Annotated in this window: 8 protein-coding genes; all 8 read right to left on the reverse strand. The window is 49.1% G+C overall.

What is annotated here, in order from left to right:
- Nucleotides 1-70: 70 nt before the first annotated feature.
- Complete coding sequence (locus NZ875_04575; protein ID MCS7175014.1) at nt 71-2521, reverse strand: hypothetical protein; 2451 nt, start codon at nt 2519-2521, stop codon at nt 71-73.
- Between the two features lie 6 nt (nt 2522-2527).
- A complete protein-coding gene (locus NZ875_04580; GenBank protein ID MCS7175015.1) occupies nt 2528-3769 on the reverse strand; it encodes a CehA/McbA family metallohydrolase in 1242 nt (413 codons plus the stop codon).
- A gap of 136 nt (nt 3770-3905) precedes the next feature.
- A complete protein-coding gene (locus NZ875_04585) occupies nt 3906-5924 on the reverse strand; it encodes an alpha-glucuronidase (GenBank protein ID MCS7175016.1) in 2019 nt (672 codons plus the stop codon).
- 32 nt (nt 5925-5956) lie between these two features.
- Entirely contained in the window at nt 5957-7984 is a 2028-nt protein-coding gene (locus NZ875_04590; protein MCS7175017.1) for a beta-galactosidase, read from the reverse strand.
- A gap of 74 nt (nt 7985-8058) precedes the next feature.
- A complete protein-coding gene (locus NZ875_04595; protein ID MCS7175018.1) occupies nt 8059-10020 on the reverse strand; it encodes an ABC transporter substrate-binding protein in 1962 nt (653 codons plus the stop codon).
- A 16-nt stretch (nt 10021-10036) separates the two neighbouring features.
- Nucleotides 10037-11062, reverse strand: a complete 1026-nt coding sequence (locus NZ875_04600; GenBank protein ID MCS7175019.1) for a dipeptide ABC transporter ATP-binding protein — start codon at nt 11060-11062, stop codon at nt 10037-10039.
- Between the two features lies 1 nt (nt 11063).
- Nucleotides 11064-12053: an ABC transporter ATP-binding protein gene (locus tag NZ875_04605; protein ID MCS7175020.1), complete on the reverse strand. Its 990-nt coding sequence runs from the start codon at nt 12051-12053 to the stop codon at nt 11064-11066.
- A 10-nt stretch (nt 12054-12063) separates the two neighbouring features.
- Nucleotides 12064-13173, reverse strand: coding sequence for an ABC transporter permease (locus tag NZ875_04610; protein ID MCS7175021.1), 1110 nt, complete (start codon nt 13171-13173; stop codon nt 12064-12066).
- Nucleotides 13174-13176: the final 3 nt, after the last annotated feature.

Raw genomic sequence — 13176 nt, forward strand, 5'->3', positions numbered from 1 at the left:
GAACAACTGCTCAATTGTTCAATAGTATTATAACACGTACCGTCCGACACATCAAGACACCGTAGATTTTTCAAAAGATCAGCCAACTTCGAACGCTCTTCACTTTGGTCTTCTCGCCGATGGGATCTTCCTTCATATCGACTTCGACGAATTCTCGGTCCGTGCGAACTTCGGCGGTCGATCTGTCTGGACAGAAAACTCGCAGAATGACACCTTTCTCCTCTGCAGGTTTGAAGGCAGAGACGAAACCGTTCTTGATCTCAACGTTCAGTTTGGGTAGTTTTTCGAATATCCCTTGAACCGCGACAGGTGGAACCTGATACGCCCGAACCGATTCGTAGATTTTGTTCAGTTCGTACTCGTCGTGCAGGATGATCGAAAAGCTCGCCCTATGTTCACCCAACCCTTGAGCCTCTGGAGTTTCAAAACCAGGTCCTGCATGACCAGGTCGAGTGACGAGATCGTTTCGAGAAAGCCAACCGACACTCCTGAGTATCGTCACGTGCAGGCCAGATTCATCCACAAAGATTTCTCTCAATCCTTTGGTGGTTATCGTGAATCTGTACTCAGGTACGCTGACGAACCAGTACATCGGAAATTGGTTGTCAGGCAGCTCCGACCAGCTGGAGTAATCTCCTTCGAGTCGTTCGATCTTTCTTTCCACCGGTCCGTAATAACCGTCCGTGACGATCTCAGTTACATTTCGAAGCGGGAAAACGACGCTGAGTCTGTGATCTTTAGCGACGTTTTTGAAGAACATATCCACATCGACGCGTTTTTCATCTTTATAAAAGGTGTAGATGCACCTGAAAGGTATCTCAACCAACCGTTTCGATCTGGTCTTTCTATCCTCAGAGATCCTTTCTGGAACGTTCAAAGAAAAACTCACTTCGATTCGTTTCAAAAAAGTCGAGTCGATGAGCGTTTTCACTTCAGCTCTGCATCCTTTCGAATCGTACTTTTCCCTGCACGCGTGACTGTAGTTGTACTCGTCCCCCACATCTTCAACGTCTTCGACGTAGCACAGATTCTCTAACACTTCACCGTTCCAGTTCAATCTCAAAGCACCGTTCTTCTGCACATCGAAAACAGGTTGAAAACTTCCAGTTTTTTTCGTCTTTCCTCTGACGAACTTCAACCTCTTGAAAGACATCCCAGCCACGTTCGTTTTCATCAAACATCTGTACCGCTGACCCTCTTCACTGAACGCACTGTTCGTAGAGCGGTGAGAATAAAAATCGATCAAAAAGCCAAGATCCTGCACAAATTCGCGATCCAGAGGAATGAGAATGAAATCCACCTCTTCACCGTTCTCATCGATCAACTTCCAATCACCGTCAGGCAAACGGACGTTCAGTTCCACCAAGCCTTCATATTTTCTCTCCAGCGGATTGAAAACGGTCACACCCAATTCATCAACGATCTTGCCACACACGTTCAGCAGAGCTCGAGCCATGAGTGATTTTCCATGGTTCAAAGCCCTTCTCAATCTGTCTTGAACGTTTCTATGCACTTCATCGATGCTGCAACCACACAAGCTATCGTGTGGATGACACTGCAAGATCAACTTCCAACCGTACCAGAGGCTTTCTTGCGAAAGTGATTCTCCGTATAAACGCGCCATCGCCATGAGTGGCTCAACGTAGTACAGATACATCCGCTCCGCTTCGTACTGCATTATCTTTTCCCAAATCCTAGCGGAAAGTACGTCCTTCAAAATGGGTGCATGTTTTGAACTTCTCAGTTCCCCAACACACTCTTCTTTCGGTTTCTTCAACTGCGAAACGTAATCTTCCAACGAAGAATGAACGAACTCGAACCCTTTCCCATTCAGTTGCTGAAGTATTTTCCCAACGTCGGGTCTCGGTATTTCGTGGTCCGTACCGTTCATGAGTAGAGGAGGGTTCTCTGGATCCATCTGGCTCAACTTCTCGGCCTCCAGCGACAAGTGGGATTTGAACCTTTCTTCTTCCCAATCCCAGTGCGCGGCGTTGGAATAACTGTGCGCCAGATACACCGTGTTCACCTCTTCGCCGGACAACGAGCGCCACACGAAACTGGTGCCTTTCACGTTCTCAACGCCACGCCACACCACGGCCCAATCCAAACCCAGTCCCTTCAGGATCGTCGGTGTGTAAGCGTTGTGGCCGAACATGTCGGGTAGATAGGCAACTTTAGATAGAGGTAAATCGAATTTTTTGGCCAACTTTCGGCTGTACAGAAAGTTTCTGATCCACGATTCACCGCTTATCAAAAATTCGTCGGGAAGCACGTACCAAGGTCCGATCGCGATCTTTCCATTCCTGATGAGCTCGAAGAGCTTTTCGTTGATCCCATCGTTTTCAACGAAATCTTCTATCACCACAGTTTGGCCGTCCAGATGGAAATGCTTGAAAGAATCCTCAGATTCGAAGATGGATACGAGTTGGTTCAAAAGGATCGATAACCTCTGTCTATAGACCTCGAAGCTGGTGTACCATTCTCTGTCCCAGTGCGTGTGGGTCACGACGAACGCTTTCATCCCCGCTCACCTCTTGTAAAGAAAAATGGGATTGGTCAAAAACAGGGGTCTAGCTCTGTCATCGAACGCGAGTAAGATCAAAAAGTCTTCTTTTTCATCCAGTTGGAGTTTCTTTTCAAATCCCCCACTCACATCGAAGCTCTGTGCATCTTTTTTCGTCACAACTACAAGGTTCACCCTCGATAAACCATCGATCCTGAGCGATACGGTCCCATCGTGGAAAACAGTTTCTCCCACTTTCTTGTCGAGGACCGAAACGTCTAGCTCACCCATCGAGGACAAATAAACTCTGCCGAACTTCATAGACCACAGCACTTCAGACATCTCCAACCCTCTGGCCACAACGTACGTCGCCATCCAGTTCGATTCGTCCGGTCTGTGTAAGTCCCTGCCCGCCACAGCCACGGCTTTTCCACCATTTCTGATGCTCCTTATCCAACCACCTATCGATTCGTAGTTCAACTCCAACCTGGTCAGATCCGCATTCCACACCTCGACGAAATCCGCACCGAAAGGATCAAAATTGTGAGTCCATCTGCATCCCACGCAAGCTGGCTCTCCCATGGCGAACGGATGGGCCACACCGATCAGCGCACCTTGACAGTGTGCTTCACGAACTATCTCGTGGAAGCTCTTTTCTTCACCATTCTCGTCCTTCCAATCGACGAAACTTTTTCCACCAAGCACCAGCGCGTGACCTTTGAACGTGTTCAGTTCTTGTCCGGGGAAACCCACGGCACCGTCGAGCCTTTCAAGATCTCTCCAACCGGAGACGTTGCTGTGATCGGTCAAGAAGAAAAAATCAAAGCCTTTCTTCTTCAAAAAGATTGAAAGCTCATTCACACTCAAAGCTCCGTCGCTGTGACGAGAATGTGTGTGAATCTCACCTTTGAACGTCTTGAACGTTTCTTCACCTTCACAAATTATCTGAAGTCTGTAGCGTACGTTGCTGAACAAATAATGATTCTCAAAAAACACAGTCCAAGTTCCCGGCAGAGGTTTCGTTCTCACGGCAGATTCAGTCGCATCGAGGCCGACGACGAAACTTTCTGTATTTCTGTCGTACCTTCCCATGAACCTACCCAGCGAATCGTAGAAGAGGAGGTTCACATGGTTCTGCACTGGACCGAGCGAAGTGGGAGAGTATTCGAAACTGACGGTGAGCTTGCTCGCACCATGTGGCACTTCGAAGTGCAATTTTTTAACCGTTTTGCATTCATCGATCTTTATCTCACCTTCGAAAATCATTCTTCATCTCTCCTGCGTATGCGAACGCCGTTCCCATCGAAAACGTGCAGTTTGCTTCTTTTGAATTTCACGAATATTCTATCACCGCTTTTGAAAGGTGCATTCCTGTGAAAAGAATCGGTGCGGAACGATCGATTCAAGGATGAATCTTTCGGCCTTTTTCGTCGGGCACGTTCGTTTTTCTGAAGAAGTACGTGTTGATCACGTCCCTCCATTCTTTGGCGTGCTCAAGTTGCATCAACAATCTTTCGTGCACCCTTTTGTACTTTTCAGAATCTATTCTGTCTTTGATCTCTTCCCACTTTCTCAGAAACTCTTCGACCTCTTCGACGCCTTCGAAGTGAAGATCGTACATGCTCTGCAACAGAGTTTTCCCCGATCTCATTCTATGATCGTAGCGCACCCTGTGGAAGAACAGTAGCAGATCTTCAGGACAGCTATCGATGCTGTCGAAAATTTCTCTCCAGGGTGAATGGTATTGAAGCGTGAAACCTGTCCCTCTGGAAGATCTGTCCACACCTATGGCTTGGCAGTTGGCTCTATGGTAAGTTCCCCATTTGGAGTATTCGTAGCCTTCGGGGTTGGGACCGTAATGATGGCCAGGATTCACCATCCATCCGAGGCCGAAGGGGGTGGTGTACTTCTCATAAGCCCTGTGAGATTTCATGAGCATGTATTTGATGTTTTCCTTGACTTTCTCATCTTTTCCAAAGGTGAGAGTGATCCAATCTTCGACTATGCGTTCCACACTCTCGTCTGGATTGTGAGCGAGCCTTCCAAAGGTGTACAAATTCGCCTGTGCGAGATCGTGCCCAGTCCAGTTGGGATCGTCCCCAACGTTCGAAACACCCGCGATACCACAGTTCTTTCTTTCGAAAACGGTTCCATCGATGATCCTTTTGACGAAAGAACCTGGACCTTTGGCGAAGGTGTCGAAATCCAGAATTTCTTTCCAAAACGTTCCAAGGTAACACAGATGTATCTGCTGACCGGTGTATTCCTGAGTTATCTGAAGTTCGAGGATCTGGTTCGTCTTTTCGAGGGCTCCGAACAGTGGCGATACGGGCTCTCTCACCTGAAAGTCCATCGGTCCAAACTTGGTCTGCAAGATCACGTTCTCTCTGAACTGCCCATCGAGTGGTTTGAAATTTTCGTAAGCTGCTTTCGCTCTGTCTGTGCTGTAGTCTCGCCAATCTTGAAGACAGTTGTAAACGAAAGTGCGCCAGATGACGAAACCATCGAAAGGTTCCAAAGCTTGAGCCAGCATGTTTGCACCTTCAGCGTGCGTCCTTCCGAAGTAGTGAGGGCCTGGGTTGAACTCAGAATCTGCCTTGACGAGGAAACCTCCAAAGTCTGGAATGAATTGGTACAGCTTTTTCACCTGTCGTTTCCACCAGTTCTTCACACCTTCATCCAGTGGGTCTGCGGTGTTCAAACGGCCTATGTGGATGGGAGAAGCGAAGTTCACACTCAAGTATATCTTTATAGCGTACTTTCTGAAAATTTCAGCCAGTCTAGCCAGTTCCTTCAAATAGGCATCGTGATCGATGAGTAGCACGGCACGGTCTTTCACGTTGACGTTGTTCAGAACCACACCGTTGATCCCGATCGAGGCGAGGAGTCTTGCATAATCTTCGGTCCTTCGATTGATAATTATCCTGTTGGCTTTGAAGAATATCGATCTACCGGCGTATCCCCTCTCGACAGATCCATCCAGGTTGTCCCAGTGATTCAGCATTCTGAACTTCACAGCTGGTGCTTGAGTTATGTTCATCCCTTCGAACTTTTCACCTAGCCTTACACACTCGATGAGTTTGAACGCGCCGTAGATCAAGCCAGACCTATCTTTCGCTGTGAGGATCAAAAGGTCTTTATCTTGGAACTTTCTGTGCACCAAGGCGAAAGAACCTGCCTTGTCCAGCTTTGGTGTGTCGATGAACTTGCAAATTCGATCAACTTCACCGATGACGATGAGTTTTTTCCTGTTGATCGATTCTTTTTCGATGAGCACGTTCATGCCCAAACAATCCTTGGCGAACCGTTCGATCTCGCTGGAAACCGCCCGTTCATCGGTGAAGAGGCTGACCTTCCTGAACCATTCTCTGTAGTAAGAGATTTCTTCATCGTTCAGTTTTTCATAGTTCAACCAACACATTTCGTAGTTTTTCGGCACGTTCAAACCCCCATTCAGTCAGATTCTTCCAACACCAAAACATCTTCCGGTCCGATGGATATTTCGCCTCGAAAGATCTTCCCACTCAAAAGATCTCTCCAACTTCCACCACCAATGTCCACTCTCTTGCCGACTTTGTCGAAATTGAGTATGAACAAAAGCTTTCCTCCGGTGTTTTTCTCTTTCTGCACGATTTCGATGCCATCGATGGGTTCTCTGCAAAATCTTTCAAGGTCGTGTTTTGAGACCAAATAGGCCACAAAATCGTTCGCCAGCTGTTGCGATGCGCACGCTCCAACGTAGTACGCGACACCTTTGGCGTACTTGTTTGAAGTGATGCAGGCTCGATTCGTGTACAGACCATCGACGTACCAACCCAACGTTTCTGCCTTTTCGACCTTCACGAGCGCTTCCAAAAGTTTGACGCTGTATTTTTTGTTCAAAAATTCTACCGTCCTTTCTTCGTTTGGAGGAAACGCATCGAACTCTTCTATTCGAACACCAAAAACTTCGTTCAAACCAGCCAGATACCCACCGAGCCACACCAAATTGTCCTCGTCGCTGATCCCACTCATCGTCGTGGCGACGAAAACTCCACCGGATCTTACGTAACTTTCTATCTTCTCAGCCGTCTTTTTATCCACCATGAAGAGCGCTGGGCCGAAGATAACTTTGTATTTATTGAAATCTTCTTCAACGCTCACAACGTCCACTCCCACACCCCACCTCAACAGCGCTCTGTAGTACTTCTCGAGCTCCTGTAGATAGGTGAAATCGATGTTTGGACCTGGACTGTCTTCCAAAGCCCACCAGCTGTTCCAATCGAACAGTACAGCGACTCGCGACAGAACTCGTGTGTTCAAGACTCTATCTTGCAACTTCTTCAACTCTTCCCCCACGCGTTTCACCGCGCCGAACACTCGCGTTTCGTTGCTATCTGCGTGGGTTATCACCGCTCCGTGGAAGCGTTCGCACCCACCGCGCGATTGCCTTATCTGGAAATAGAGTGCAGCTTCCGCACCGTGCGCCAAGGACTGAAACGTGTGCAACCTGAGAGCCTCTTCGGATTTTTGATGGTTGTACCATTTCCATATCGCCTGTGAAGGGGATTGTTCCATCAGAACGAAGGCTCTTCCACCGGCCAAACCCCTCACGAGCGCGTGCCTCATGGAAACCTTGGCGTGGTCTTCACCGTAATCTGGATAGCTGTCCCAAGAGACTATGTCCATACGCTTGGCCCATTCGAAATAATCGAGGGGCTTGAAAGTCGCCATGATGTTCGTCGTTACAGGCACGTTCGGTGTGTGCTTCTTGATGGCCAGATATTCAAGTTGAAAACATTCAAGGAGGCTTTCGTTCATGAACCTTCTGTAATCTTGGTACGCGGCAGGATTCGTCGATTGAAACCTGTCTTTTCTGAACATGAGAAAGTTGCGCGTCGTTGGGATCGGTATTTCCTGCCAATCGTACACTCTCTGACCCCAAAAATCTGCATACCAAGCTTGGTTGAACTCTTCCAAGGTCTTGTATCTGCTTTTCAACCATTCTCTGAACTTTTCCGCGCACGTTTCACAGTAACAATAGTTCGAATATTCGTTGTTCACGTGCCAGAGCACCAAGGGCTTGTAATCTTTGTATCTCTCGGCGAGTTTTTCAGCTATCTTCACCGAGAATTCTCTGTATTTTTCACTGTTTGGGCAAAAGTTTGCCCTGCCACCGGGCGTTTTTCTGTGCCCGTTCATATCGACGGCCAAAATGTCTGGATACTTTCGCACCATCCACAACGGCGGTGCGGCGGTCGGTGTCGCTAAACACACGTAAAAACCTTCTTTCTCAAAGATCTCGAGTGTTCTGTCCAAATAGGTGAAATCGTAACGATCTTCTTCCGGTTGGATCAAAGACCAGCAGAACACGCCGACCGTGACGATGTCCATTCTGGCTTGCTTCATCCATTCCAGATCTTTCTTGAACGTCTCTTCGTCCCACTGCTCTGGATAGTATTCCCCACCGTACCAAACGACCTTCTGTCTCGGATCGATCATGCTACCATTCCTCCAGAAAGATTTTTAAAAAGGGCCTACCCGAAGGTAGGCCCCAAACGTGCCGAGCTCGTGATTCACTTCTGTTTGAAGAAGAACTGCATGGGCATGGCGTTGAGAGGACTTCTCAGAACATCGTCGGTGACGATCTTGGCTGGGACGTTCTTGAAGTTGTTCTTCACCACGGCTGGTGATAGGTCTTCACCGACAGTTCCGATCATCCACAGATTCTCTCTGTGGATCTTGGTGACTTCTCTCATGTACTGCTTGATCTCCTCGTCGCTGGTTGCGGTCTGTATCTTGAGCCACAGATCGACCAACCTCACCACTTCCGCCGGTGGCACTTCAGCATCTGCAGGTGGTTTTTCACCCCTCAGATAGTACTGGATCCAAGTGGTCCAGGGAGCGTACCACCAATCAGAGTACACGGTTACACCTGGGAAGACGAGCATCGGAGAAGCCAGAGGCTGAGCAGCCCTATCGAACGCCCAGACCGCGGCATCGTATTCACCGGTGCCCATCCTGGTTTCCAGGAGCGATCTTTCTATGTTGTTGACCTCGATCCAAACTCCTATCTTCTTCCAATGTTCCTTGACCATCGTCCAGATGTCTGCGTGCATCTGTCCTGTGACTTCGACGGTGAACCTCAGAGGTCTACCGTCCGGTAGCAATCTGTACTGACGTTTTGCATCCCACTTGAGTCCCATCTCGTCGAGCAGTTTGTTGGCAAGATCTGGATTGTAATCGGCGTAAGCCTTTTCCCATTCTGGATCGTAGTAAGCTGATCCGCTCACGAAGGAGGCCTGTCTCGGCTTGGCCATGCCGTTGAACAGAACTTCGCTGATTTCCTGTCTGTTGATGCCGAGCGAAAGCGCCCTTCTGAATCTCACGTCGTTGAAGACTTGCCTCAAAACAGGATCACGGTGTGCTGGGTTCAGAGATATCCTGCTGACAGAACCGTTCGCCGCGATCCAGTTGAAAACTCTGTAATCTCCTTTCTTTTCGTTCTCCTTGAGCAACGTGTAGTTACCGGCACCGGCTGCGAGGCCTCCTATGTGCCTCCACTGCATATCGATCATGCCGGAGATCGCTCTCAAGAGGATGATCTCGTTGTCCGTCACGTACTCGTGTCTGATGTAATCGATGTACGGAAGCTGGTTACCTTCGATGTCGACCGCCCAGAAGTACGGGTTCCTCTCAAGGACGTAGAACGGTTCGGACGGATCGGTGATGGCCTTCCAGGTTCCAAGCACCGGCAGTTCCACGTTCCTGACGATGTTGTTCTTGATGTTGAAAAGATCGACCCACGTGTTGACGCCTGTGACCTTCTTCATCTCTTCTTGGATTTTTTCCATGGGTGTGTACTTCGGATGGAACCGTTTCAGATAGTGCTTAGGAGCACCCGTGAACCCCGTGCTGTAAGCCACTTGGAGCATGAACAATGAATAAGGCTTGGCGAATTCGAACTTGATCGTATAATCGTCGATCTTCGTGACCTTGGTGGTTTGACCTCCCACTCTGAACCATTCAGGTTTTGTGGGTGTAAGATCGTTGTTCCCGACGATGTCTTCGACCCAGAAGAGGATGTCATCGACCGTGTAGGGATTACCGTCTGACCATTTGACACCTTTTCTCAGATAGAATATGTACACTCTACCGTTCTCAAGTATGTCCCAAGCCTTCGCGAGTCCCGGCAGGAACGAACCACCTTCCATGTCCCAATACACCAAGTGTGGCTCGACGATCTTGTAGATTCCCCACTGATCGCCCAAACCCTTCCAAACTCTCCTCCAAGTACCACCGAATTGACCTACCTCTTCGTGCGGTATGACGACCAACGGTTCTTCAGGCAAGCGCTGTTCCACTGGAGGTAGTTTACCCTGCTTCACAAGCTCGGTGAGCATCGGAGATTCTTTGTATCGTGTGATCTTCTTACCCGTAAGCTTTTCCATCTCGGCCGGCGTGGCATAAACACCCCATGCGAGGACAAAGGTCACGAACAGAACCAAAACGACAGCGATCAAGAAACGCACCCTCATGAACATACCCCCTTTCTCAAAGTTGTTTTACACCTTTCAAACTCAGCTTCTCTGCGAAGTGACAGGCCACATAGTGTGGTCTTTCTTGATCGGCTAAGTTTCGAAGTTCCGGATAAACCTTTCTGCAAATCTCTTCAGCGTACTGACACCTGGGATGGAAATGGCAACCAGCCGGTGGATTCACAGGACTTGGAACTTCCCCTTCGACGGGTTTGAATTCACCGGCAGCGTTTGGATCCGGTTTGGGTACTGAAAGCAACAGAGATTCCGTGTAAGGATGTTTCGGTGACACGAACAGCTCTTCAGTATCGCTCAGTTCGACTATCTTCCCAAGGTACATGACGGCCACCCTGTCGCTCACGTGTTGAACGACGCTCAGGTCGTGCGAAATGAAGATGTAAGTCAGTTTGAATTTTTCTTGAAGTTCCATCAGCAAATTCAAAATCTGTGCACGTATGGAAACGTCCAGCGCCGCCACGGGCTCGTCGCATATCACCAGCTTCGGTCTCAAAGCCAACGCTCTTGCGATGACGATCCTTTGTCTTTGACCACCGCTGAACGCGTGGGGATATCTGACCATGTACTCTGGTCTCAACCCGACGGCCTCCAACAGCTCTGCAACCTTCTGCTCTAGCTCCTTCCCACTGGCGATCTTGTTCACCAGCAACGGTTCTCCAACGATCTCTTTGACTTTCAAACGTGGATTCAAAGACGTGTATGGGTTTTGAAAGATCAACTGCATATAACTTCTGAGTGGTTTGAGCTCTTTTCTGCTCAGCTTGGCTACATCCACGACTTTCCCATTGACGTTCAAAAGTATCTGACCTTCCGTGGGGTCTATCGCACGCAGTATGCAACGGGCCGTCGTCGTTTTACCACAACCGGACTCACCCACGAGCGCCAGCGTTTCACCTTCGTAGAGATCGAAGCTTATACCGTCGACCGCTTTAACGTACCCCAAGACCCTCCTGAACAGACCTTTCTCGATGGCAAAATATTTCTTCAATCCCTTAACTTCCAACAGCTTGCGTTTGTCCGTCAACTCACTTACCTCCATAGAGAAAGCATTTCACTCTGTGATCTTGACCAACTTCCACCTCTGAAGGTTCCTCTCTGTCACACAAACCTTTCATGAAACTGTCGCACCTGTTGTGATATCTGCATCCCGTGGGCAAGTTGTACGGGTCTGGAACAACGCCTTTGATCGCTTCGAGTTTCGTCTTTCTCCGTGCAAGTCTCGGGATCGATCTCAACAGTGCGCGCGTGTAAGGATGTTTGGGATCTTCAAAGAGATCTTTCACCCTCGCCGTCTCCACGATGTGTCCTAAGTACATCACCGCCACCCTGTCTGAAACCTGTGCGATGACACCCATATCGTGCGTGATCCAGATGATCGAGGAGTTGTATTCTTTTTGAAGCTGCTTCACCAAATAGAGTATCTGCGCCTGAATCGTCACATCGAGCGCCGTGGTCGGTTCGTCGGCTATCAACACCTTTGGATTCAACGACAGTGCCATCGCGATCATACACCTTTGGAGCATCCCACCTGAAAGTTGGAAAGAATATCTGTCCAGAACGCTCTCAGGGTTCGGTATTTTGACCTTATCGAGCATCTCCACGGCCAACTTCCTAGCTTCCTGTTTTGAAACATCTTCGTGCAGAACTATCGCTTCTATCATCTGTTCTCCCACTGTGTAAACTGGTGAAAAACAGGCGGCAGGTTCTTGAAAGATCATGGAGATGTCTTTACCTCTGATCTTTCTCATCTCCTCGCCGTTCGCATCCAACTTCGCCAGATCCAGAACGTTCCCTTCATTTCTGAACAGGATCTGTCCATCGCATATCCGTGCAGACTTCGGCAGTATGCGCATGATCGACAGCGCCGTGACACTCTTGCCGCAACCAGACTCTCCAACTATGCCTAGAACCTCGCCTTTTCTCAATTGGAAATTGATCCCATCTACGGCCTTCACCGTACCTTCTGCCAGTTCGAAATAAGTTCTGAGTCCCTTCACTTCCAAAACGTTCTCCATGGATCTCCCCTCAGCTCTTGTAAGGATCCGCCGCGTCCCTCAAACCGTCCCCGACGAAGTTGAAACACAACACGGTCGTGATGACGAAGAATGCGGGAGCGAGCAACCAAGGATACAGAGCCACCGTTCTTATGTTCTGCGCCTCTTGCAAGAGCACACCCCAACTTATGGCGGGTGACCTCAAACCCAAACCTAGAAAGCTCAGACCAGTCTCGCCGAGTATCATGCCCGGGATCGCGAGCGTCACGGACGCGATCATGTGACTGGTGAGCGCCGGAAGCATGTGCTTGAATATCACCCTGAACTCGCTCGCTCCGGCGAGCCTCGCCGCGATGACGTAGTCTTCCTCTTTCAAAGCCAAAAACTTACTCCTAACGACCCTCGCAAGACCAGTCCAACCGACCAAAGAGAGTATCACCGTGATGCCGAAATACACCCTCACCTGTGACCAGTATCTGGGCAGTGCTGCTGCCAACGCCATCCACAACGGAATCGTGGGTATACTCCTGATGAACTCGATGGCCCTCTGTACGAAGTTGTCCACCCATCCTCCGTAATAACCCGAGATGCCACCGATGAGTATGCCGAGGACCATGCTTATGAAGACGCCCACCAAACCTATCGTTGTGGATATGCGTGCCCCGTAGAGAACGCGTGACAATACGTCCCGACCCATGCGGTCTGTACCGAGCAGGAACATCGTTCCTCTTTCCACACCCAGGAAGCGAACGTTGGCCCGCCATATACCCCAGAGCTTGTATTCATCACCCTTCACGAAGAACTTGATCGGATACACCTTCGTTGGATCTTCTTTGTAAATCTTTCTGAGTGTTTGAGGATCGCGCTCGATTTTGTAGCCGTAAACGAAAGGCCTTGTGAGTTTCCCATCTTTGAAGAAATGGATCCTTTGAGGTGGTGCATAGACGTAGAGCGAATAGATCCTTTCGGGATTGTAGGGTGCGAAGAATTCACAGAAGATGCCGACCACGTACAGGACAAACAGCACGACTAGACCTATGATCGCAAGCTTGTTCTTTTTGAAACGCCACCACATCAATTTCCATTCGGACGCCAAATAGATCTCTTCAGCCTTTTCGGTCAACTTCTTTTTGGAAAACATCCA

The organism is Pseudothermotoga sp. (assembly GCA_025060105.1).
In the GTDB taxonomy this organism is placed as follows: domain Bacteria; phylum Thermotogota; class Thermotogae; order Thermotogales; family DSM-5069; genus Pseudothermotoga_A.

Coding starts and splice junctions, on each gene's coding strand:
- NZ875_04575 (MCS7175014.1), bottom strand. CDS start 2,521: ATGAAAGCGTTCGTCGTGACCCACACGCACTGGGACAGAGAATGGTAC.
- NZ875_04580 (MCS7175015.1), bottom strand. CDS start 3,769: ATGATTTTCGAAGGTGAGATAAAGATCGATGAATGCAAAACGGTTAAA.
- NZ875_04585 (MCS7175016.1), bottom strand. CDS start 5,924: ATGTGTTGGTTGAACTATGAAAAACTGAACGATGAAGAAATCTCTTAC.
- NZ875_04590 (MCS7175017.1), bottom strand. CDS start 7,984: ATGATCGATCCGAGACAGAAGGTCGTTTGGTACGGTGGGGAATACTAT.
- NZ875_04595 (MCS7175018.1), bottom strand. CDS start 10,020: ATGAGGGTGCGTTTCTTGATCGCTGTCGTTTTGGTTCTGTTCGTGACC.
- NZ875_04605 (MCS7175020.1), bottom strand. CDS start 12,053: ATGGAGAACGTTTTGGAAGTGAAGGGACTCAGAACTTATTTCGAACTG.
- NZ875_04610 (MCS7175021.1), bottom strand. CDS start 13,173: ATGTTTTCCAAAAAGAAGTTGACCGAAAAGGCTGAAGAGATCTATTTG.